18 protein-coding genes and 1 riboswitch are annotated in these 21513 nt (G+C 64.8%); of the genes, 10 read left to right on the plus strand and 8 right to left on the minus strand.

Annotated features, from left to right (window positions below; genetic code table 11):
- Positions 1-89: 89 nt before the first annotated feature.
- Positions 90-1451: a DUF1329 domain-containing protein gene (locus OUY36_RS05310; protein ID WP_267937060.1), complete on the minus strand. Its 1362-nt coding sequence runs from the start codon at positions 1449-1451 to the stop codon at positions 90-92.
- A 343-nt stretch (positions 1452-1794) separates the two neighbouring features.
- Here OUY36_RS05310 and OUY36_RS05315 point away from each other — a divergent pair, with 343 nt between their 5' ends.
- The gene (locus OUY36_RS05315; RefSeq protein WP_267937063.1) at positions 1795-2070 is read left to right on the plus strand and encodes a hypothetical protein; all 276 of its coding nucleotides are present in this window, start codon (positions 1795-1797) and stop codon (positions 2068-2070) included.
- 54 nt (positions 2071-2124) lie between these two features.
- On the opposite strand, the gene OUY36_RS05320 is transcribed toward OUY36_RS05315, so the two are convergent.
- Complete coding sequence (locus OUY36_RS05320) at positions 2125-3291, minus strand: 1-acyl-sn-glycerol-3-phosphate acyltransferase (protein ID WP_063544549.1); 1167 nt, start codon at positions 3289-3291, stop codon at positions 2125-2127.
- Positions 3292-3530: 239 nt separating this feature from the next.
- Between OUY36_RS05320 and OUY36_RS05325 the strand changes: the two genes are divergently transcribed.
- From OUY36_RS05325 to OUY36_RS05335, 3 genes are read left to right on the plus strand one after another with little or no spacing between them, the layout of a single operon-like run.
- Complete coding sequence (locus OUY36_RS05325; RefSeq protein WP_063544551.1) at positions 3531-3713, plus strand: CPXCG motif-containing cysteine-rich protein; 183 nt, start codon at positions 3531-3533, stop codon at positions 3711-3713.
- Positions 3713-3973: a putative signal transducing protein gene (locus OUY36_RS05330; protein ID WP_063544553.1), complete on the plus strand. Its 261-nt coding sequence runs from the start codon at positions 3713-3715 to the stop codon at positions 3971-3973. The genes OUY36_RS05325 and OUY36_RS05330 overlap by 1 nt, the downstream gene beginning before the upstream one ends.
- Positions 3974-3984: 11 nt before the next feature.
- Positions 3985-4602 carry an SOS response-associated peptidase gene (locus tag OUY36_RS05335; RefSeq protein ID WP_267937066.1) on the plus strand — a complete coding sequence of 206 codons (618 nt, stop codon included), beginning with the start codon at positions 3985-3987 and terminating at the stop codon, positions 4600-4602.
- Positions 4603-4641: 39 nt separating this feature from the next.
- Here OUY36_RS05335 and OUY36_RS05340 read toward each other — a convergent pair whose 3' ends face one another.
- The gene (locus OUY36_RS05340) at positions 4642-6771 is read right to left on the minus strand and encodes a methyl-accepting chemotaxis protein (RefSeq protein WP_156244378.1); all 2130 of its coding nucleotides are present in this window, start codon (positions 6769-6771) and stop codon (positions 4642-4644) included.
- 397 nt (positions 6772-7168) lie between these two features.
- Between OUY36_RS05340 and OUY36_RS05345 the strand changes: the two genes are divergently transcribed.
- A complete protein-coding gene (locus tag OUY36_RS05345) occupies positions 7169-7987 on the plus strand; it encodes a M48 family metallopeptidase (RefSeq protein WP_063544559.1) in 819 nt (272 codons plus the stop codon).
- A 26-nt stretch (positions 7988-8013) separates the two neighbouring features.
- Here the strand turns inward: OUY36_RS05345 and OUY36_RS05350 are convergent, their stop codons facing one another.
- The 4 genes from OUY36_RS05350 to OUY36_RS05365 form a co-directional block, all read right to left on the minus strand.
- On the minus strand, positions 8014-8457 hold the full coding sequence (locus OUY36_RS05350; protein ID WP_063544561.1) for an ester cyclase: 444 nt from the start codon (positions 8455-8457) through the stop codon (positions 8014-8016).
- A gap of 84 nt (positions 8458-8541) precedes the next feature.
- Positions 8542-9129 carry a TMEM165/GDT1 family protein gene (locus OUY36_RS05355; protein ID WP_267937069.1) on the minus strand — a complete coding sequence of 196 codons (588 nt, stop codon included), beginning with the start codon at positions 9127-9129 and terminating at the stop codon, positions 8542-8544.
- Positions 9130-9219: 90 nt separating this feature from the next.
- A riboswitch (yybP-ykoY riboswitch) is annotated at positions 9220-9336 on the minus strand.
- A 54-nt stretch (positions 9337-9390) separates the two neighbouring features.
- Positions 9391-10389: a class I SAM-dependent methyltransferase gene (locus tag OUY36_RS05360; protein WP_267937071.1), complete on the minus strand. Its 999-nt coding sequence runs from the start codon at positions 10387-10389 to the stop codon at positions 9391-9393.
- Between the two features lie 70 nt (positions 10390-10459).
- The gene (locus tag OUY36_RS05365; protein ID WP_230725177.1) at positions 10460-11419 is read right to left on the minus strand and encodes a 2-hydroxyacid dehydrogenase; all 960 of its coding nucleotides are present in this window, start codon (positions 11417-11419) and stop codon (positions 10460-10462) included.
- 71 nt (positions 11420-11490) lie between these two features.
- Here OUY36_RS05365 and OUY36_RS05370 point away from each other — a divergent pair, with 71 nt between their 5' ends.
- Both OUY36_RS05370 and OUY36_RS05375 read left to right on the plus strand, forming a co-directional pair.
- Positions 11491-12120, plus strand: a complete 630-nt coding sequence (locus OUY36_RS05370) for a LysE family transporter (protein WP_125868309.1) — start codon at positions 11491-11493, stop codon at positions 12118-12120.
- A 106-nt stretch (positions 12121-12226) separates the two neighbouring features.
- Complete coding sequence (locus OUY36_RS05375) at positions 12227-13894, plus strand: fatty acid--CoA ligase (RefSeq protein ID WP_230725175.1); 1668 nt, start codon at positions 12227-12229, stop codon at positions 13892-13894.
- Positions 13895-13915: 21 nt separating this feature from the next.
- Here OUY36_RS05375 and OUY36_RS05380 read toward each other — a convergent pair whose 3' ends face one another.
- Entirely contained in the window at positions 13916-15955 is a 2040-nt protein-coding gene (locus tag OUY36_RS05380) for an ATP-binding protein (RefSeq protein WP_152480928.1), read from the minus strand.
- A 180-nt stretch (positions 15956-16135) separates the two neighbouring features.
- Here OUY36_RS05380 and OUY36_RS05385 point away from each other — a divergent pair, with 180 nt between their 5' ends.
- From OUY36_RS05385 to OUY36_RS05395, 3 genes are all read left to right on the plus strand, one after another.
- Positions 16136-16780, plus strand: coding sequence for an MBL fold metallo-hydrolase (locus OUY36_RS05385; RefSeq protein ID WP_102840624.1), 645 nt, complete (start codon positions 16136-16138; stop codon positions 16778-16780).
- A 140-nt stretch (positions 16781-16920) separates the two neighbouring features.
- Positions 16921-17574, plus strand: a complete 654-nt coding sequence (locus OUY36_RS05390; RefSeq protein ID WP_063544575.1) for an OmpA family protein — start codon at positions 16921-16923, stop codon at positions 17572-17574.
- Between the two features lie 215 nt (positions 17575-17789).
- Positions 17790-21506, plus strand: coding sequence for a CHASE domain-containing protein (locus tag OUY36_RS05395; protein WP_152480929.1), 3717 nt, complete (start codon positions 17790-17792; stop codon positions 21504-21506).
- The last annotated feature ends 7 nt before the right edge of the window (positions 21507-21513 follow it).

Genomic DNA, 21513 nt, shown 5'->3' on the forward strand with positions numbered 1-21513 from the left:
CGCGGCTGTCCGCGGCGGGGTTTTCTTTTGCATGGGTAATAACGACGACGCCCCGCACGAGGCGGGGCGTCAGTGGCGACCAGGCTGTATCAGCGTACGCCGGAGTTGCGCAGAGCGGCCGGGGTGTACTGGTTGGAGTTGGCCTTGTAGTTATAGGTGTAGGGGTTCTTCTCTTCGTTCTTCATGCCCATGACCAGATAGCGGCCCGAGATGAGATCGTAGAGGGTCTCCATGGAGTACAGCGGGACCTGTACGTTGTAGAAATGCAGGCTGTGCGCCTCGGCGACGCGCCAGAGCTGGTTGCGACCATCGTAGTGATCGACGACCGCGGCCTGCCAGGTGTCCTCGTCGATGAAGAAGTGGCGCTTGGCATAGATATGGCGCTCGCCCGCCTTGAGGGTCGCTTCCACTTCCCATACGCGGTGCAGCTCGTAGCGGGTCAGATCCTGGTTGATATGGCCGGCCTTGACGATGTCTTCGTACTTCAGCTCGGGCGAGTCCAGGCGATAGGAGTTGTAGGGGATGTACAGCTCCTTCTTGCCGATCAGTTTCCAGTCGTAGCGGTCCGGCGCACCGTTGAACATGTCCAGGTTGTCGGAAGTGCGCAGGCCGTCGGCTGCAGTGCCCGGGCCGTCATAGGCGACCTGCGGGGCGCGGCGCACACGGCGCTGGCCGGCATTGTAGATCCAGGCCATGCGCGGCTCCTTCACCTGGTCCAGGGTTTCGTGCACCAACAGCACGTTGCCGGCGAGGCGGGAGGGCTCGGTGACCTGCTGCTTGAAGTAGAACAGCACGTTGCCATGCTTCTCTGGGTTGTAGTCGGTGAGGGTATCGGTGTAGACCACCTCATCGACGAACTTGACCAGGCTGAAGCTGCCGTTGACCTGCGGCGTGGCTTGTGCCACGACCCGGCGTGCGGAGCCGCCGCGATAACGGGTGATGTGGTTCCAGGCTACTTCCAGGCCGTCCTGAGGAATCGGGAAGGCAATCGCCTTGTCGAAGTTCTCCAGGCCGTTGCCGCCGCGGACCAGTTTGGTCTGCGTGGCGTTGCGAGCGGCGGCGTCGTAAACGTGCTGCGGCATCGCGGCGCTGCGGCGGGTCTCATAGACCGGCAGACGGTAGCTGTTCGGGTAGCGCTTGAGCATCGCGATCTGCCCGGGCGTCAGGTTGTCCTTGTACTGCTCGTAGTTCTGCGCGGTGATGGTGAACTTCGGCTTGTCGCTGGCGTAGGGATCGCCGACGAAGCCATCGGGCGTGACCGGAGCGGCGTCCTGTGCCAGACCGCCGGTCCAGGCCGGAATGGTGCCTGCCGCATTGCCGGCCTTCTCTGCACCGACCGGGGTCAGCTCGTTGCCCAGGCGCGCCGCCTCGGACTCGGATACCGCAGCCATGGCGCTACTGGCCAGCAGCGAAAGGGTTAACGCTCCGGTTGTGAACACTGTTGTTTTCATTATTTCGTCCTGTTTTCTGAATACTGATTCCCCGTGGCGCAGCCAAAGCCGGCACCAAGTGATCGGCGTAGCGATGTGTGCCGGCAGCGACTCCGGGTGATGCCAATGGCTGTCGCCGTCGACCCCCGCACACGCTCTATTTCGCCGTTTCGAGGTATGCCGAGGGTGAAGGTGGGGCCGGTCATAAGTCAAGGCCGACCGGTGAACATGGCGCCATAACCTGGAGTGATAATGCCTCGAAGATTAGCCATCCCGTCGGACTTATGTGGCGAAGCGGCTCGGCACAAGTACACTGGGCGGCTGCCTGGCATCGGCCAGACGAAGTGCAATCCGAGGAATTCCAATGATGTTTTACGCGCAGTCCGAGCTGATCCTGGCTCCGGCGTTGCTTCTCAATGCGCTAGCTCTGGTGTGCGCCCTTTGCGGCGGTTGGCTGCTGGTCGCGACCCAGCGGCGGATCGCGCGGGCCAGTTCTCGGGCGGCTCAGGCCGCGGTCGGCTCCTCTACGCTGCCGGCCCGCGCGGCTTCGACCGCTCGGATCAATCAGGCCTTCTACCGCTTCGGTGCGGGCGCTCTGGCGCTCGCCCTCGGCCTCTCCATGGCCTCGCGGATGCTCTGAGCGTCGCGCTCGGAGCGTGCCTGCTGGCGATGCACGGCGGGCCGCGTCAACCGCTCAGGGTTCCATGCCCGCCAGCAGGCGATACTGGTTGCGCACCGGTGTCGCGTACTGCTGGATCAGGTACGGCTGCTGCACGCTCGGGCAGGCGGCCAGGCGTTTGCTCCATTCGGCCTCGGCGCGCTCGACTTCCTCGGGGCTGAATAGCTCGGCGGCGCTGGGCACCTGGATTTCCGGGTCCTGCTCGTCCCACAGGCGGTAGGCCAGGTAGTGCACCGGGAACAGCCGGTAGCTGCCGAGAATCTGCCGATCCACCACCAGGGCCATCTGCTTGGCGTCCTCGGGCACGCTTTCCATTGGCGTGCCGAAGGCGATGTGCACCCGGCCTTTATAGCCGGTGATACCCAGGGCGATGCTCGCGTCATCCTCGCCTGGCGCCTTGCTGTAGGTCCCGGTGGTGGCGCGGATGTACAGCTCGCGGGCCTTGGCTTGGTCGCAGGGGTCGTATTCGTAGCTGATCGACACCGGCACCGGGCGCAGCGCCGCCAGTGCTTCGGCGAAGGCTTCGTCCTTGCGACTCATGTGCAGCATCTTGAGGATGGCTGAGTCGGTGCGGTCGTCACCGTCCTTGGCGCGGCCTTCGGCCTGGGCGATCCAGACCGACTCGCCGTCGTTGCGGATCGAGTGGTTGATGTATGCCGAAAGCACCTGGTAGGCGGCCAGCTTCTCGCGGCGGCCGGTGATCGAGCGGCGCACGATGAAGCTCTTGTTCAGGCGCATCAGGTCGCTGACGAAGGGGCGCTGCAGCAGGTTGTCGCCGATGGCGATACGCGGAGTGCGGATGCCGGCCTGATAGACCGCATAGTTGACGAAGGCCGGGTCCATGACGATGTCGCGGTGATTGGCCAGGAACAGATAGGCTCGGCCTTTCTGCAGCTGCTCGAGCCCTGAGAAGGTGACGCCGTCGGTGGCACGCTCGATGGTGCGGTCGATGTAGGCCTCGATCTTGTGCTGCAGGGCATCCACCGTATGGATGCTGGCGAACTGTTTGCGCAACCGCTGCGAGATGACCGGCTTGATCAGCCAGCCCAGGCTGTCGGCCAGCCGCGGGAAACGGAAGTGCGCCAGAATGTCGAGAAACTCGCGATCGGCGAACAGTCGCGCCATGACCAGCGGTACTTCGGCGTCGGCGTAGGGTCGGATGGCTTCGAATTCGTCCATCATGCTCTCTGTAAAGGAAACGAGGAACGGGCCTGCAACGGGTGCGCAGGCAATTCGCGGAACGGACCGGAGCCGGCTGGCTCATACTCATCGAGTAAACGGCCGTTTCGCCGCATGCCTGTGAAACCCTGCGTGCGGCCCAGGGTGCCCAATTGCGGGACACACCGAGTCGGTCTTCTTAAAGGTTCGAATCAGCGACCTTTAAAGACGGCGATTATAGCGACAAGTCACGCGGAGGACTGATGCTGGAAACACAGCTCTTTCATTGCCCTTATTGCGGCGAGCCGGTCGAGGCCGTTCTCGATCTCAGCGCGGGCGATCAGCAGTACATTGAGGACTGCGCCGTGTGCTGCCGGCCGATCGTCTTCGATCTGCATACGGACGGCGAGCAGTGGCAGCTGGAAACCCGTGGGGAGGACGAATGATGCGGCGTATCTACGAGCCGCGCGATCTGCTGGAGGCGGAAATGCTCAGCGGCATGTTGGTTGCCGAGGGCATCGAGGCATTCCTGGCGGGCAGTCATCTGATCGGCGCCATGGGCGAACTGCCGGCGGCCGGGCTGCTGGGGCTGATGGTCGCGGATGAGGATGCCGAGCGGGCACGTCAGCTGATCGCTGCGTACAATGGCGCCGAGCCGTTGCCGGGCGATGAACCGGAGAGTTACCCCGGCGAACTGATCTGCTGACGAGTCTTTTTATGTGCGGTCGCTATGCCCTTTTCCGCTGGAGCCAGGACTTCGCTGCGTTGCCCGGTTTCCCCTCCGATCAGCAACCGCACTGGAGCCTCGCGCCTGGCGCTTCGGTGCTGCTGTTGCGCCAGGTCGATGCGCAGCTGCAGCTCAGCCGCGTGCGCTGGGGGCTGACGCCGGCCTGGCTTACCGATCTGACGCGCACGCCGGCCCAGGCGCGGGCGGAAACCATCAGCGAGCAGCCGATGTTCCGCGAGGCGTTTCGCCTGCGCCGCGGGTTGCTGCCAGCCAACGGCTTCTATGAATGGCGCGGCTCGGCGCGCAAGCGCCCCTATTGGGTGACCTGCGAAGGCTCGCTCGCCTATTTCGCCGCGCTCTGGGAAGCCTATCCGGTGCAGGGGCACACCTATCTCAGTGCTGCTGTCGTGACCCAGCCGGCGGCCACGCTGCGCCGGCCGCTGATCCTCGACGAGGCGGGGCAGGCGGCGTGGCTCGATCCCGCCACCCCTCCCGAAACGCTTCAGCAATTGTTGCTGCAACCAGCCCCGACGCTGCGCGAGCGGCCGCTGGCGACGCTGGTCAACGACCCGCGCCTCGATTCTCCAGAATGCCTCACCCCCGCTTGAGACATCCGCCTGGCTGCCCGGTCCTGCCGACAGCTCCGGTCAGACCCTGAACTGATTGATCAGGCGGCGCTGCTGCTCGGCCAGACGTGTCAGGCCGGCGCTGGCCTGGCTGGCTTCCTCGGCGCCACCGGCGACCTCCTGTGCGACCTGACCGATGTTGGTGACGTTGCGGTTGATGTCCTCGGCCACGGCGCTCTGTTCCTCGGCGGCGCTGGCGATCTGGTTGTTCATGTCGTTGATCAGCGAGACCGCCTGGGTGATTGCCTGCAGCGCTTCGGCAGCCGCATCGGCCTGCTCGACGCTGCGCTGGGTGCGGTTCTGACTCTGCTCCATCACCTGCACCACGTCCCGGGTGCCGTTCTGCAGCTGCTGGATCATCTGCTGAATCTCGCCGGTCGCCTGCTGCGTCTTCTGCGCGAGGTTGCGGACTTCGTCGGCCACGACGGCGAAGCCGCGGCCCTGCTCGCCAGCACGCGCCGCCTCGATCGCGGCGTTCAAGGCCAGCAGATTGGTCTGCTCGGCGATGCTGCGAATGGTGACCAGAATGGCGTCGATATTTTCGCTGTCGCGAGCCAGCGTCTGCACCACCTCCACTGCACGGCCGATCTCGTCGGCCAGTTCGGCGATGGTCGAGCCGGTGTCCTGGACGATATGCCGGCCCTGATTCGCGGCGCGGTCAGCATTGCCCGCCGCTTCGGCCGCCTGGGTCGCGTTGCGCGCCACGTCCTGAGCCGTTGCGGTCATTTCGTGCACAGCGGTGGCCACCAGCTCGATTTCCGCCAGTTGCGTCTGCACCCCCTTGTCGGTACGGATAGCGATGTCGGCGGTGTGCTCGGAAGCGTCGCTGACCTTCTGCACCGAGCCGACCACCTCGCCGATCATGCCCTGCAGGCGTGTCAGGAACGTGTTGAAACCGGTAGCGATCTGGCCCAGCTCGTTGCGACTGTCGATATGCAGGCGCTGGGTCAGGTCGCCTTCGCCCTGGCCGATGTTGTCCAGCATCACCACCATCTCGCGCAGCGGACGGGTGATACGCCGGCTGACCAGCCAGATTGCCAGCAGGCCGGCAAGGCCGATCAGCATGCCGATGACCAGCATGGTGGCCAGGCTGCTGCGGCTTTCCTCGCCGAGCGCCGCCATGAGCTGTTCCAGGTCCTTCATGACTTCGGCAATCGGTAGCTGCAGCATCAGTACCCAGCGGGCGTCGGTGCCGTCAAAGGAGAAAGGCAGGAACAATGCGACGTGGCCATTCGCCTGATCGATCTGATAATGGGTCTGGCCGGCCGGCAAGCGCTGGACGAGCGCCTGCTCCTCGGCGTCGAGGATCTGTGCTGCCGGCTTGCCGATCAGGCTCTTGTCGCTGCTGTAGGCGGCCAGGCGGCCGTTGTTCGAGATCAGCGCGATCTGCCCAACACCGCCATAGAGCTGTGCATTGGCATTGCTCAGCAGTTGCTGGATGAAGTCGACGCTGATGTCCGCGCCGACGATGCCATGGAATTTGCCGTCGACGATGATCGGCGCGTTGAACGAAGACAGTAGCGACGTTTTGCCATTCATCTCATAGGGCGCGGGATCGCCGACGCACGGTTTGAGTTGCTCGCGCGGGCACAGGTAGTACTCGCCGGCACGTACGCCGGTATCCAGCAGTCGGGTGTCTTCGATATCGGTGAGGCGGTCGACCAACAGCTCGCCGTTGCCGTCGCGGTATACCCAACTGGCGAAGCGACCGTCGACCATGCCCGGCTCGTCGCCGCGATACATCAGGTCGTTGGCATCCACGCCGTTGGGCTCCCAGGCGATATAGGTGCTGGTCAGCTCGGGATTCTCGATCAGAGTCTGGCGCGCGAGGTTGATCAGTTCCTCGCGCCGGAGATTGGCCATCGGCATGCCGTCGTCGCCGGTCAGCGCGGTGAGTGTGTGCACCCGCGCGAGGCTCGTGGCGATCTGCAGAGGTGCCTGCAATTGCGCCTGGATCCGGCTGACCTGGGTCTGGGCGAGCGCAGTGACGCGCTGCTCGACCATGCCGTCGATCAGCGAGCGGGTCCGCTCCTCGACCAGCGCCTGGCTGCGTATGCCGGAAACCATGGCATATAGCAGAAGTGCGGCGATCACGGCCAGGGTGCAGGCGCCGGCCAGCGCGGCAAAGGCGGTCTGGATGGATCGGAACATGTGCGGAACTCCAATTGCGCAGCGGATAGGCAGGCTATCGGCCGGATTTGCGACAACTGCAGCGGCACGTTCGGTTGCCTGACAGGTGGGCCCGCGATAGGGTCTGTTCCCGTTTCGTACGCGGCCGCGCCGGAGCCGTTTTTTGCGCGAGGCAAGGCACGAGGAGCGAAGTTTGGTCATTCCAAATAAGCGACAAGTAACGCCGCATCGCGCAAAAAACGGCCCGGCCCTGCGGGTTGCGCGGCAAATGGCGCCATGCGGCGTTGCGGGACTTGGCAAGGGAACCACCATTACCTGCGTCCCGCGCCTTGCCTGGCGCCATTTGGCGCAGCAACGTGGCTTGCGACGAAACGGGAACAGACCCTAGGATACGGCGCAGGTTTTCCGGAGAAACTCGATGTTCAAGCCGCACAGATTGTCGCTGTTGGCCGCTGCTGTCGTGCTGGCGGGCTGTCAGGCCGTCAACACCACCAGCGGCGGCGCCGTAGGCGTCGACCGCAAGCAGTACATGTTCAGCATGCTGTCGACCGAGCAGGTCAACCAGATGTATGCCCAGTCCTACCAGGAGACGCTCAGTGCGGCGTCGAGCAAGGGCGTGCTGGAGAAGAACAGTGCAATCGCCAAGCGGGTCAACGGCATTGCCCAGCGGCTGATCGCCAAGGTCGGAGTGTTCCGTCCCGATGCCACGCAATGGGACTGGCAGGTCAACGTCATCGACAGCCCGGAGCTCAACGCCAACTGCGGCCCGGGCGGCAAGATCATCTTCTACACCGGCCTGATCGAAAAGCTGAAACTCACCGACGACGAAATCGCGGCGGTGATGGGCCACGAGATCGCCCACGCATTGCGTGAGCACGGCCGCGAAGCCATGTCCAAGGCATACGGCGTGCAGATGGCGACTCAGTTGGGTTCGGCCATGGGTGTCGGTACGGGTGGCCTGCAGCTGGCGAACATGGGCGTCGAGTACCTGATGACGCTGCCCAACAGCCGCGGCAACGAGAACGAAGCGGACCTGATCGGTCTGGAACTGGCCGCCCGTGCCGGTTACAACCCGAACGCGGCGATCACGCTGTGGGAAAAAATGGCCTCGGCCGGTGGTTCGGCTCCGCCTGAGTTCATGAGCACCCACCCTTCCTCGGCGACTCGCACCGCGGCGCTGCGTGCCAATATTCCGAAAGTGATGCCGCTCTACGAGCAGGCCCGCAGCGGCCGCTGACCGAGGCGACGCTGCTCGCCGCCCGCTCAGGTCGGCGACAGCAGCGTCGAGAGAGGTGTTTCGATACCCAGCTGTTGGTGCACGCCTTCAAGATCGATCAACGTGTGAATTTCCTCGATATCTCCGGCCGGATTGAGCGTCCAGACGCTCATCGCGGCGATAGCGAGGATCTTGTCGGTGGCCGAATAGCCGAACAGCGGAGTCGCCAGTGTTCCCATCACCGTGCTCGAGGTGACCACCTTGTGGCCCTCGCAGATGCACTCGTCCACCACCACTTCCAGGTCCGGCATGGCGCTACGCACACTACGCACGAGCTCGGCGAAGCCTGCGCTGTTCAGCGGCTGGCCAATGAATGAGCCCTTGTAGGCGAAATACTTGCTCTGCATCTGTTCGGAAAGGGCCAGACGGCCCTTGTTCCAGCTCAGATCGATATGGTTGCAGACTCGTTTCTTGCGTCCATCCGCTGACATTCAGCCTGATCTCCTCGGGGCGCTGATGTGCGCTGCGGTAGCGCACTCTATCAGCTCCCCGGTTGCGCAGATTTGCGCTGGGTATCAGCCTGAGACAATCGTGCTCATGGTCAGCGCCTGATAGCCGGCGTACAGCGCCAGTGCGGCAAAGCCGGCGGCGGCGACCCGGCGGATCAGCGTCAGCGGCAGCCGGTCGGCGGCGAAGTGGCTGGCCAGTACCACCGGAACGTTGGCCAGCAGCATGCCGACCGTGGTGCCGAGGATGACCAGCACGAATTCCGGATACTGCGCGGCGAGCATCACCGTCGCAACCTGGGTCTTGTCGCCCATCTCGGCAATGAAGAAGGCGATCGTTGTCGCGACGAAGGGGCCGTAGGGGCGGCCCAGCTTGGCGTCGTCGTCATCGAGTTTGTCCGGCACCAGCGTCCATAGCGCCACGGCGGCGAAGCTGGCCGCCAGTATCCAGCTCAGCGCTACCGGCGAGAGCAGGCTCGATACCCAGCTGCCGACCGCACCGGCGGCGGCATGGTTGGCCAAGGTGGCGACGACGATGCCCCAGATGATCGGCCAGGGTCGCCGGTAACGCGCGGCCAGCAGCAGTGCGAGCAACTGCGTCTTGTCGCCGATTTCGGCGAGCGCAACGATCAGGGTGGGGGCGAAAAACGATTCCAAGCGGCATTCCTTTAGGGCGGGTCGACAGATTCACCATGACATGCGCAGCCTGCCCGCCCGGGTCAGGTGTACATGTCATGGGTCTTGTCAAACCTGGCCTGGCGTATCGTTACGCGCTGGCCGGTCGCATGCGCCATGGTCTGCGGACCAAGTATGTTGACGCATGCCGGACGAGCAGGGCGCTCGTCGGAGACTACTCCCCCAAGGACGGCGGCGAGTTTGCCGCAACCGGCCGGTCGGTGCAACCGCCGGTCGCGGGCATCAGGGCCGCACGGCGCGGTAGATACGGAAGCCGTCGCGCTCGGCGAGCGTGTGGCAGGGGCCAAGATGCTGCTCGATCAGGGGGGGATACCTGAGGAACGCGTTGGCCACCAGCCGCAGCTCGCCATCGCTGACCAGGTGCTCGGCGGCGCGTTCGATCAGCGTCTCGCTGGCCCGGTAGCTGGTGTGCACGCCCTGATGGAACGGCGGGTTACTGACGATCGCAGCCAGTTGCCGAGGCGCGGCGCCGATGCCATCGCCGGCAATGACTTCAGCTTCGAGCCCGTTGGCTGCGAGCGTCCGGCGACTGCTCTCGACGGCGAAGGCGTCGACGTCCAGCAGCACCAGCTCGCTTTGCGGATAACGGCGTTTCAGCGTGGCGCCGAGAACGCCGGCACCGCAGCCGAAATCCAGCAGTCGGCCGCCGGGAAGGTCGTCGAGGTGCTCGAGCAACAGGGCGCTGCCCAGATCCAGGCGGCCATGGCTGAACACGCCGGGCAGGCTGACCACCTCGAGCGGCCCGTCAGCCAGTTGCAGGGTAAAACGGCTGGCCAGCGCATCAAGATCCGGCGCGGCGGGCGCCTGCTCGACCTCGACCTGCCAGAGCTGACAATGGCGGGCACTGTCGAGCTTGCGCGCGCGGCCGAAGCCGGCCAGCTGCTTGGCGGCACGCTCGATGCCGCCGCGCTTCTCGCCCACCAGGTACAGCGGTCGGCCGGACAAACGTGCCGCCAGGGCCTGCAACAGGTAGTCGGTCAGCTCGCGGGACTTCGGCAAGAACAGCACGGCCGTGTCGAACGCCCCCTGCGGCGGGGCGACGCCGAAGCTGCAGCGCCCGCCGAAGCGCTTGTCCAGCTGCTGCTGTTCGCCAGCGTGCCAGCTCCAGGCGGTGGCGCCCGCCAGCTGCCCCAGCAGATCGTCGGCCGGCAGGCCAGCGAGCAATACCCGGCCGCCGAACAGCTCGGCCTGACGCAGCAGCACTTCGCTTCGCGGGTCCATTGGGGTCTCCCTGAAAAAGGCCGGAAGCTTAGGGGCGCGGTGGCTTCTCTCGCAAGCCGTAGTTGCCGGCTCAATTGACCTGGCGGAGTGGGCTGCCGGCGAAGAAGGCCGTGGCGTTCTCGGCCAGCTGGCCGACGATGCGCTGGCGTGCCTCGCGGCTGCCCCAGGCGCTGTGCGGCGTGATGATCAGGCGCGGCAGGTCCGGGGCGAGCAACGGGTTGTCGTCGCGTGGCGGCTCGCTGGTCAGCACGTCGGTGGCGGCGCCACTCAGGTGGCCGCGGCGCAGCGCATCGGCCAATGCCTGTTCGTCCACCAGACCGCCACGGGCGGCGTTGATCAGGAAGGCGCTCGGCTTCATCAACTGCAGCTCGCGGGCACCGATGAGATTGCGCGTCTGTTCGGTCAGCGGGCAGTGCAGGGTCAGCGCATCGACCTGCGGCAGCAGCTCGTCCAGGTCGAGGCGATCCGGGCGCTTCGGCCGTCCCGGTAGGTTGCCGACCAGCACGCGCATGCCCAGGGCTTCGGCGAGCTTCGCCACGGCGCTGCCCAACTCGCCATGCCCAAGCAGGCCGAGGGTCTTGCCTTCGAGCTCGACGATGGGGAAGTCGAGCAGGCAGAACTGTCCGCTTTCCTGCCAGCGGCCGCGGGCGACGGCGGCCTGGTAGTCGGGCAGCCGCGTGGCCAGGGCCAGCAGCAGCATCAGGGTGTGCTGGGCAACAGTGGGCGTGCCGTAGGCCTGGCAATTGCTGACGACGATGCCGCGGTCGCGGGCGGCCTGCAGGTCGATGTTGTTGACGCCGGTGGCCGAGACGAGGATCAGCTTGAGTTCCGGGCAGGCGGCGAGCGTCTCTGCATCAAGCGCCACCTTGTTGACGATGGCCACCTGGGCGCCGCGCAGACGCTCGACGATCTGTTCCGGCGAGCTCAGGTCGTGGCAGACCAGCTCGTCGAAGGCGCTGCGCAGCGGGGCGAGGTCGAGATCGCCCTGGTCGAGCGGGGAGAGGTCGAGGAAAACGGCGCGAATGGGCATCAACTGTACCTTTCGAAGTCGCCGGGGCTGGACGACAATGTCTAGCCCGGCTTAAGCGTGGAGAGCGGATTGTGTACTGGATGGAGTTTATGACCGTGGCGCTGGTGCATCTGCTCGCGGTGGCGAGCCCCGGCCCGGATTTCGCGGTGGTGGTGCGCGAAAGCGTGGCGCAGGGTCGGCGTGCGGGTAGCTGGACCGCGCTGGGAGTCGGCTGCGGAATATTCGTCCATGTCGCCTATTCCCTGCTCGGCATCGGCCTGATCGTCTCGCAGTCGATTGTGCTGTTCAACCTCTTCAAGTGGCTTGCGGCCGCTTATCTGGTGTACCTCGGCTGGCGAGCGCTGCGGGCGCGGCCGATGAGCCTGGAGGCAATCGACGGGGCGAACGCAGCGGTGGCGCGAAGCGCGTGGCGGGCGTTCGTGATCGGCTTCGTCACCAATGGTCTGAATCCCAAGGCCACGCTGTTCTTCCTCTCGCTATTCACCGTCGTGATCAGCCCCGATACGCCGCTGCTGGTGCAGGCCGGCTACGGCGTCTATCTCGCCGGCGCGACCGCGCTGTGGTTCCTGCTGGTGGCCTGGCTGTTCAGTCGAGGCCGCGTGCGTGCTGGCTTTGCGCGCATGGGCCACTGGTTCGATCGGCTGACGGGGGCGGTGCTGATCGGCCTTGGTGCTCGCCTGGCCCTGAGCGAAATCGGTTAACACGCTGAAACGAGGTGTGGGGAAAATAATCCTTTGGACTGATTTTGCCCGGGGGGCGACGCTCTAGAGTGCAGCGTACAAGTCCAACAAGAACAGGATGCCCCCCATGCTGCAGACCCGTGTCATCAAGCCCGCGGCGAACGCCTACCAGTATCCCCTGCTGATCAAGCGCCTGCTGCTGTCCGGCGTGCGCTACGAGCGCAGCCGGGAAATCGTCTACCGCGACCAGCTGCGTTACGACTACCGCACCCTCAACGAACGGGTCGCGCGGCTGGCCAACGTGCTGACTGCGGCCGGGGTCAAGCCGGGCGATACGGTGGCGGTGATGGACTGGGACAGCCACCGCTACCTCGAATGCATGTTCGCCATCCCGATGATCGGCGCGGTGGTGCACACCATCAACGTGCGGCTTTCACCGGATCAGATCCTCTACACCATGAACCACGCCGACGACCGTTTCGTACTGGTCAACAGCGAGTTCGTGCCGCTGTACCAGGCGATCGCCGGGCAGCTGACCACCGTGCAGAAGACACTGCTGCTCACCGATGGCGACGCGCACGACGTAGGCCTGCCGGATTGCGTCGGCGAATACGAAAGCCTGCTGGCCGCCGCTGCGCCGAGCTATGACTTTCCGGACTTCGACGAGGACTCGGTCGCCACGACCTTCTACACCACGGGCACCACCGGCAATCCCAAGGGCGTGTATTTCACCCATCGTCAGCTGGTGCTGCACACCCTGGCCGCGGCGGTGACCGTCGGCTGTCGGGAGAACCCGCGGCTGATGGGCTCGGACGACGTCTACATGCCGATCACGCCGATGTTCCACGTGCATGCCTGGGGTTTGCCCTACGTCGCCACCATGCTCGGCCTCAAACAGGTCTATCCGGGCCGCTACGACCCCGAGTATCTGATCGACCTCTGGCATCGCGAGCAGGTGACCTTCTCCCATTGTGTGCCGACCATCGTGCAGATGCTGCTCAACGCCAAGGCGGCCCAGGGCACCGACTTCAAGGGCTGGAAGATCACCATCGGCGGCAGCGCGCTGACCCGGGGCCTGTACGACCAGGCCAAGGCCCGCGGCATGAACCTGATCGCGGCCTACGGCATGTCCGAGACCTGCCCGCTGATTTCAGGAGCGCACATCAACGACGAGTTGCTCGAGGCCGACGAGGACACCCGCAGCACCTTCCACCTCAAGGCCGGCGTACCGGTGGTGCTGGTCGATGCGGCGATCCAGGCCGCCGATGGCAGCTTCCTGCCGGCGGACGGCACTTCTCAGGGCGAGCTGGTGCTGCGTGCACCTTGGCTGACCCAGGGCTACTACAACGAGCCGGAAAAGAGTGAAGAGCTCTGGGCCGGCGGCTGGCTGCACACCGGCGACGTCGCGGTGATCGACGAGATGGCCAATATCGAGATCCGTGACCGCATCAAGGACGTGATCAAGACCGGCGGCGAGTGGTTGTCGTCACTGACGCTCGAGGGGTTGATCAGCCGCCACGAGGCGGTGCGTGACGTGGCCGTGGTCGGTGTGCCGGACGAGCGCTGGGGCGAACGGCCGTTTGCGCTGGTGGTACTGGCCAAAGGCCGCGAGTTGAATGCCGAGCAGCTGCGCGCCTTCCTCGAACCGGCGGTCACCGAAGGGCATATCAACAAGTGGGCGATTCCCCAGCAGATCGCCGTGGTGAGCGAGATTCCCAAGACCAGCGTCGGCAAGCTGGACAAGAAGCGCATCCGCAGCGAAATCGCCCGCTGGCAGGAGGAGAGTGCGCAATAGGCTTCGCGCGGAGGCGTTCGGCTAGGCGGGGGTGGACTCCAACAGCGTCTGCACCCGCGTCTGCAAGGCATCCAGCGTGAAGGGTTTGCCAAGCACCTCCTGCGCTGGCGCCGAGGGCTGCTCGGCGAACTGCGCCTGCTCGGCGTAACCAGTGATCATCAGCACCTTCAGGTCGGGCAGCTGCCGGCGCGCCTGCTCGGCGAACTGGTGGCCGTTCATGCCGCCAGGCAGACCGATATCGGTAATCAGCAGGTCTATCGAACCGGCCTCCGCCAGCAGGTCGAGGGCGGTGACGCCATTGGCCGCCTGCAACGTCCGGTGGCCCATTTCCTCCAGCACCTCGCAGACCAGCGTGCGGATACTGTCCTCGTCATCCACCACCAGCACCCGTCGGCCAGCTATGCCGCTCGGCAGCTGCCGCGGAGCCCTCTGCTCCGTCTGCTCGCCCAGCGCGCCACTGTAGCGCGGCAGATACAGGCAGACCGAGGTGCCCTGTCCGGGTGTGCTGTCGATCTGGGCGCTGCCTCCCGATTGGCGGGCGAAACCGTAGACCATCGACAGGCCGAGCCCGGTACCGGCGCCCAGCGGCTTGGTGGTGAAGAAGGGGTCGAAAACGTAGGGCAGCTTTTCCGGGGCGATACCGCTGCCCGTGTCTTCCACGCTCAACACCACGTAGTCGTCTGCAGTCATGCCCAGGCGCGCGGCAGTTGATTCATCGAGTGTCTGGTTAGCGGTCCTGATGCCCAGGCGGCCGCCGTCGGGCATGGCGTCTCGCGCATTGAGCGCCAGGTTCAACAGTACATTCTCCAATTGATTGGCATCGCACTGGGTCAGCCAGAGGTCGTGCGCCAATGCCAGGTCGAAGGTCACCAGCGGGCCGATGGTTCGCTGCAGCAATTCGCGCATGCCATCGACCAGCGCGTTGGCATCGGTCGGGCGAAGATGCAACGGCTGACGCCGGGAGAATGCCAGCAACCGGTGAGTAAGCGCTGCCGCCCGGTCAGCGGAACTCAGCGCACTGTCGAGATGGCGGCGCAGCTCGTCATGACGCCCCTGTTCCAGGCGCCGGCCGAGAAGGCCCAGCGCGCCGACGATGCCACCCAGCAGGTTGTTGAAGTCATGGGCGAGGCCGCTGGTGAGCTGGCCTACCGCCTCCATCTTCTGCGCCTGGTGCAGGGCCGATTCGGCGGCGGCGCGGGCGGCGATGGCTTCTTCGACACGACTTTCCAAGGTGTCGTTGAGCCGCTGCAGGGCCAGTTCGGTGCGCTTGTGGTCGGTGACGTCAATGCACGCGCCGACCAGGTAGGAAGGCTGTCCGGCCTGGTCGCTCACGTTCATCGCCCGACCGAACAGCCAGCGCTCACCGAGGGCCGGTAGCAGCACGCGAAAGTGCATCTCGAAGTCATCGCCGTCGATGGCGCAGCGTTCGCCGAGGAGCACCAAGCGTTCGCGATCCTGCTGATGCACGCGCTCGAGTAGGTCGCTCAGGTAGATCTCGCCGAAGCCTTCCATACCCACCAGGCGCAGCATGGCGGCATCCATGTCGATTCGCTGGCTCGCGAGTTGCCAGTAGAAGGTTCCGGTGCTTGATACCAGCAATGCGGCATTCAGGCGTTCGTCGCTTTCCTGCAGCTGTGCGCGAGCCAGCTCCTGGGCGTGCCGTTGTGCTGTGACATCCTCGACCCGGTGGATGATATAGCGCACTTGCCCTGCGGCATCCTTCACCGGAGCGTTGACCACGTTCCAGAAGCGTTCCTCGAAACTACCGCCGCTGGAATCGGGGCGCCGAATCGCGTAGCGCACCTGGGTCAGGCGCTGGGGCTGCCCGGTGGCGATTACCTGTTGCAGTGAACGTCGCAACGTCGCGGCGCCCGAGTTCGGGTCGTCCGGTTGCTGGTCGCTGAACACCTCGAATAGCGGCTTGTCGATTACGTCCTCGCGGCGAGTCATAGTGATGCGCAGTCGCTCATCACTACAGGCAACCATGGTGTAATCGGCGTCTGCCGCCACGATCAGGTAAATACCGGGCAGGCCGTCGATGATTGCCTGCAAATCATGCATAACGATCAGGTTCCCTTTTGCGGCGCGCCTCATGCGCGTCTATGTAGTGACTCCATCGCAGCGGGAAAATTGCCCGCCAGGTCACAGGCGGCCCGCGTGATTGCCTGTCGTCCACGCAGGCGGCAATCTGTTGCTTACTGCGCCAGCGCCGCGATTAACCTTGCCCTGCTTGAGGATGTCATGACTGACACTGGACCCACCTTGATCCGCGAAACCTTTCCCGTCGGCCCGTTGCAGTGCAACTGCACCATCATTGGCGACCCGCTGAGCAAGAAGGCCATCGTCGTCGACCCAGGCGGCGATCCTGAGCTGATCATGGCGCGGCTGGATGCTCATGGTCTGAAGGTGGTCAGCATCATCCATACCCATGCGCATCTGGATCACTTTCTTGCATCCGGCAAGATGAAGGAGCGCACCGGCGCGACGCTGCATCTGCACAAGGCCGATCAGTTTCTCTGGGACAACCTGGAGATGCAGTGCCGCCTGTTCGGCGTGCCCTATACGCCAGTGCCGGCGCCCGATCGGTGGCTGGCCGATGACGAGGAGCTGGCCTGCGGCTGCGGCGTGGCGTTGCATACACCCGGGCATACGCCGGGCTCGATGAGCTTTTGGTTCGCCGACGCCAAGCTGCTGATCGCCGGTGACACCCTGTTCCGCCGCGGTATCGGGCGGACCGACCTGTGGGGCGGCGACTACGCGGCGATCGAGCGCTCCATCAGGCAGCGGCTCTACAAGCTTGATGAGGAGGCCACGGTGGTGACGGGCCACGGTCCGGACACCCGGCTGGGCGACGAGATGCGCGAAAATCCTTTCGTCCGTGGCTGAGCAGGCAGGGGGCGTTGCGCGGGTTCTGCTGCACGGTTCCAATCGCTAATCATGGTCGGTGTTAATCTAGCGCCGCACTCAGGGCTGGGCTCGCATGAGCACGGGATCGCCCTGGTAACTGTCGAGAGAAGGAAGTACCTATGAAAAAGCTGAACATCACCGCTCTCGCAGCGGGTGTCGTCCTGCTGGCTGGTTGCACCACCAATCCCTATACCGGCGAGCAGCAGGCAGGTAAGGCTGGTATCTACGGCGGCATCGGTGCGGTCAGCGGTGCAGTCATCGGCGCGGCGACTTCGAGCAAGAAGGACCGTACCAAGGGCGCGCTGATCGGCGCCGCGGTGGGTGGTGCGGCGGGCGGTGGCTACGGTTACTACGTCGATACCCAGGAAGCCAAGCTGCGCCAGACGCTGCAGGGCACCGGTGTTCAGGTGCAGCGCAACGGCGACAACCTGACCCTCATCATGCCGGGCAATATCACCTTTGCCAGCAACTCCGCGGACATTTCCAGCAGCTTCTACCCCACCCTGAACTCGCTGGTGCAGGTCTTCAAGGAGTTCAACAAGAACGGTGTCGATATCGTCGGCCATACCGACAGCACCGGCTCGCTGCAGCTCAACCAGGACCTGTCCAACCGCCGCGCGCAGAGCGTCGCGTCCTACCTGATCGCCAATGGCGTCGCCCCTGCGCGCATTTCGTCCTACGGCGCCGGCCCGAGCCAGCCGATCGCGAGCAACGACACTGCAGCTGGTCGCGCGCAGAATCGCCGCGTCGAGATCAATCTCCGTCCGTTGTAATTGCCGGTCCCGGCGGCCGATTGGTTGAGTCCCGCTCAGGCGGAGTTTGCACGGCCTGCTTACGGGTCGCCCCATAGGCATCGGCATCGCAATGATGTCGATGCCGTCGTTATTCAGACGCCATCAATCCGTTCGCGCTCGCGACCATGGAACCTCTCTGCGCTATGCGAATCTGACATTCGATAGCGCGCCAGTAGTGGCACAGAGGAGGTCGAATGGATGATCGTCCCGCTCTCCATTCCCGCAGGTCCTGGCTGCCATTACTGGTCGCTCTGACCCTGATGGCGGGGCTGGGTGGATGGATTGGCTGGCAGTGGCATGTCCAGGAGCAACGCAGCAAGGTCGAGCAGGAGCAGCGCTTCACTTTCGCGGTCGATGACATCGAGCACACGCTGCGCGAGCGCATGCGCGCTTACGAGATGGTGCTGCGCGGCCTGGCCGGCGTCGTCGCGGGCAGCGATCTGGTGACGGTGGACGACTGGGCGCGGGCTGCCGATCAGCTGCAGTTGCAGGACTTCTATCCCGGCATTCAGGCGGTGGCGCTGGCCCGGCATGCCACGCCGGAAACCATCAACGACATGATCGAGCAGATTCGCGCCAGCGGGCGTGAACGCTTCCGCATGTACCCGACCGGTGAGCGAGCCGAGTACGTGGTCGTCGACTACATCCATCCCACCGACTGGCGAAACCGACGGGTGCTGGGCTTCGATCTGTTCAGCGAGGCCACCCGTAGGGAAGCCATCATCAATACGCGCAACAGTGGTAACCCGGTGCTTACCGGACCGTTGCGCTTGAAGCAGGAAACCGAGCAGAACATACAGGTCGGCGTCCTGCTGTTCCTTCCGCTCTACGCTGCGGCCGCTCCGGTAACTACGGAAGAGGAGCGCCAGCGAGCCTTCGTTGGGACCTTGCACGGTGCGTTTCGCCTCACCGATCTGATGGAAGGCATCCTCGGTTCGCGCAGCCGAATGCTGCAGCTGCAGTTGTTCGACGCCGCTAATCCGGACGAGCCGTTGCTGGCTGGCCGAGCCCCGGTCAGCAACGATGCGGCCTTCCAGCGGGTGCGCAATATCTACATGTATGGCCGCAGCTGGCAATTGCAGGTCGCCAGCACGCCGGAGTATGAGGCGGTATTGCGCGACAACAACCGGGCCTTCAGCCTGGCGGCGGCCCTCACCGCGGCGGCTCTGTTCTCGTTGCTGGTCGGCGGTTACCTGTATCTGCGCGAACGTGCGTTGCGCAGCAGCCAGGCGCTCAGTCTGCAGCTGCAGGAACGGGAAGCGCGCTTTCGCCAGCTCATCGAGCAGCTTCCCGTCGCGACGCTGCTGTGCAATGCCAGTGGGCGCATCGAGCTGGCCAATCAGAGTGCCGGGCTGCTGCTCGGCAGCACGGCCGAACTGTTGGCCGGCGAACGGGTGAGTCGCTACGTGCCGGGCGTGCTCGGCGAGCAGATCCTGCGACAGTTGCGCGAAACCAGTCAGCTCGAGTTGCAGGGTCAGCGCGACGATGGTCGGCCGATCCCGTTGGCGGTCAGCCTGACCAGCTTCAGTCACGACGAGACCCTGTACTACGTACTCAACCTGCTCGACCTGCAGGCGCGCAAGCGTGATGAAGAACGTTTTCGTAACGTTGTAGAGGCATCGCCCAACGCGTTCGTGCTGGTTGATGAGCACGGCGAAATCGTCATGGTCAATCGCCAGACGGAGCTGTTGTTCGGCTACACCCGCCAGGAGCTGCTCGGGCAACCGGTCGAGCTGCTGCTGCCGGAAGTCCTTCGCGAAGCCCATCGAGGCTTGCGCCAGGGTTACGCCGAGCATCCGGAGCCGCGGCGCATGGGCGGCAATCGCGAGCTGTTCGGACGCCATCGCGATGGCAGTGCGTTGCCGGTGGAGATCGGTTTGTCACCGCTGCGCAGCGGCGACGAGCAACTGGTTCAGGCGGTGATCATCGACATCAGCCATCGCAAGGCCGCCGAGCGCCGGCTACGCGAGCAGGCGGACCAGCTGGCAGTGGCCAATCGCTACAAGTCCGAGTTCCTCGCCAATATGTCCCATGAGCTGCGTACCCCGCTCAACAGCATCCTGATTCTCAGCGACCAGCTGCGGCAGAATGGCTCGGGCAATCTCAACGACAAACAGGTGCGCCATGCCGACATCATTCACCGTGCCGGTCATGAACTGCTGCAGCTGATCAACGATGTGCTGGATCTGGCCAAGATCGAGTCCGGACGCATGCAGCTGAAGCTGGAGCCGTTCAATCTGCGCGAGCTGCTGAGCGAACTGGAGTCGGCACTGCGGCCGATGGCCGAGCAGAACGGCCTGCTGTTCAAGGTCAGCGTCGATCCCGACGTGCCGTCCAGCCTGAGTTCCGACCGGGCGCGGCTGCGGCAGGTGTTGCACAACCTGCTGACCAATGCGCTCAAGTTCACCGAGCAGGGCGAGGTGGAGCTGCGGGTAAGCTGCCCGAGTGCCGCTCATGAGGCCGATCAGCAACTGCAGATCGAGGTCCGCGACACTGGCATCGGCATCGCCGCGGATCAGCAGGAGCGAATTTTCCAGGCGTTCCAGCAGATCGATGGCTCGATCAGCCGTCACTACGGCGGCACTGGCCTGGGCTTGGCGATCACCCGCCAGCTGGTGGAGGTGCTGGGCGGCGAAGTCAGCGTGCAGAGCGAACTGGGCCACGGAGCCATCTTCACCGTGCGCTTGCCGATTGGTGCGTCGGCTGCACCGACGCAGGCCGAGCTACCGCGCCAGCCGCAGCGTCGTGGGCGTGGTCCGGGGCTGTTGATCATCGAGGACGACGCCGACTTCGCATCCGTCGTGGCCGAGGTGGGGCAGAGTCATGGTTTCACCAGTCTGATCTGCAATACCGGGCAGCAGGGCCTGGAAGCTCTGCAGCGAGAGCATTTCGCCGCAGTGATTCTGGATATCCTGCTGCCGGACATGAGCGGTTGGCAGGTCCATCGCGAGCTACGCAACGACGAGCGACACCAGGGTTTGCCGGTGCTGATCATTTCCTGTGTGCCGCAGCCCAACGACTGGCGTGACGACGGGACTCGCTACCTGGTCAAGCCGGTCGCGCAGGCCGAACTCGAACGCATCTTCTCCGAGCTGGCGCGGCATGAGCACAACCCGTTGCGGCTGTTGCTGGTGGAGGCCGATTCGCAGCGCCGCGAGCTGATTCGCAACTACTTCGAGCGGCTCGGCTACCGCGTCACGCTCGCCGTTACCGCCGGCGGGGCGAGGTTGGCCTATGCCGAGCAGGTCTTCCCGGTGCTGGTGGTCGACAACGAACTGGCCGACGGCAGTGGTCTGGATTTGCTGGACGCGCTCGACCAGGTGCGCTCGTTGCGTGGCGTGACCGTGCTGCTGAACAGTCGCGAGCCGCTTTCTGACGCCGACCTCAAGCGGCTGCAGCGGTACTCGGCGACCGCGTTGGCCAAGACCGAAGCGCTCGAGCGCATGGGGCAGGTGCTGCGCCCACAATCCGATTCAGCAGCACCGAGCCCGGTGGTTGCGCTGCAGTTGGCGGCGCCTGGGCGAAGGGTGCTGTTGGTGGATGAAGACGTGCGTCTGATCTATTCGCTGACGGCCCAGCTCGACGCGCTGGGGCTGCAGGTAGTCCCGGCAACCAGCGCCGAAGAGGCCGTTGCGCGTTTCCAGGAGGATGCCTTCGATCTGGTACTGCTGGACATGGATCAGCCGGGGGTGGAAGGTCCGGAAGTGACTCGACGCCTCAAGCATGAACTCGATTGCCAGGTGCCGATCGTGGCGCTGACCGGCCCCGAGGCGGCGCGGACGAAGGACTCTATTCTTCTGGCGGGTGTGGATGATGTGCTGGCCAAACCGGTCGAGGACACGGCGTTGCTGGAACTGGTGCGGCGGAGGCTGGGCCTGGAGCAGGGCGCGACCGATGCGGAGAAGGAGTAGCGAGTGG

Origin of the sequence: Stutzerimonas sp. R40042 (genome assembly GCF_026642215.1) — a bacterium.
Taxonomy (GTDB): domain Bacteria; phylum Pseudomonadota; class Gammaproteobacteria; order Pseudomonadales; family Pseudomonadaceae; genus Stutzerimonas; species Stutzerimonas frequens.

Excerpts from the sequence above, each read along its gene's own strand:
- OUY36_RS05310 (WP_267937060.1), bottom strand. The coding sequence starts at position 1,451 with ATGAAAACAACAGTGTTCACAACCGGAGCGTTAACCCTTTCGCTGCTG.
- OUY36_RS05320 (WP_063544549.1), bottom strand. The coding sequence starts at position 3,291 with ATGATGGACGAATTCGAAGCCATCCGACCCTACGCCGACGCCGAAGTA.
- OUY36_RS05380 (WP_152480928.1), bottom strand. The coding sequence starts at position 15,955 with ATGCATGATTTGCAGGCAATCATCGACGGCCTGCCCGGTATTTACCTG.
- OUY36_RS05340 (WP_156244378.1), bottom strand. The coding sequence starts at position 6,771 with ATGTTCCGATCCATCCAGACCGCCTTTGCCGCGCTGGCCGGCGCCTGC.
- OUY36_RS05315 (WP_267937063.1), top strand. The coding sequence starts at position 1,795 with ATGATGTTTTACGCGCAGTCCGAGCTGATCCTGGCTCCGGCGTTGCTT.
- OUY36_RS05335 (WP_267937066.1), top strand. The coding sequence starts at position 3,985 with ATGTGCGGTCGCTATGCCCTTTTCCGCTGGAGCCAGGACTTCGCTGCG.
- OUY36_RS05385 (WP_102840624.1), top strand. The coding sequence starts at position 16,136 with ATGACTGACACTGGACCCACCTTGATCCGCGAAACCTTTCCCGTCGGC.
- OUY36_RS05350 (WP_063544561.1), bottom strand. The coding sequence starts at position 8,457 with ATGTCAGCGGATGGACGCAAGAAACGAGTCTGCAACCATATCGATCTG.
- OUY36_RS05330 (WP_063544553.1), top strand. The coding sequence starts at position 3,713 with ATGCGGCGTATCTACGAGCCGCGCGATCTGCTGGAGGCGGAAATGCTC.
- OUY36_RS05325 (WP_063544551.1), top strand. The coding sequence starts at position 3,531 with ATGCTGGAAACACAGCTCTTTCATTGCCCTTATTGCGGCGAGCCGGTC.
- OUY36_RS05365 (WP_230725177.1), bottom strand. The coding sequence starts at position 11,419 with ATGCCCATTCGCGCCGTTTTCCTCGACCTCTCCCCGCTCGACCAGGGC.
- OUY36_RS05390 (WP_063544575.1), top strand. The coding sequence starts at position 16,921 with ATGAAAAAGCTGAACATCACCGCTCTCGCAGCGGGTGTCGTCCTGCTG.
- OUY36_RS05395 (WP_152480929.1), top strand. The coding sequence starts at position 17,790 with ATGGATGATCGTCCCGCTCTCCATTCCCGCAGGTCCTGGCTGCCATTA.
- OUY36_RS05375 (WP_230725175.1), top strand. The coding sequence starts at position 12,227 with ATGCTGCAGACCCGTGTCATCAAGCCCGCGGCGAACGCCTACCAGTAT.
- OUY36_RS05360 (WP_267937071.1), bottom strand. The coding sequence starts at position 10,389 with ATGGACCCGCGAAGCGAAGTGCTGCTGCGTCAGGCCGAGCTGTTCGGC.
- OUY36_RS05345 (WP_063544559.1), top strand. The coding sequence starts at position 7,169 with ATGTTCAAGCCGCACAGATTGTCGCTGTTGGCCGCTGCTGTCGTGCTG.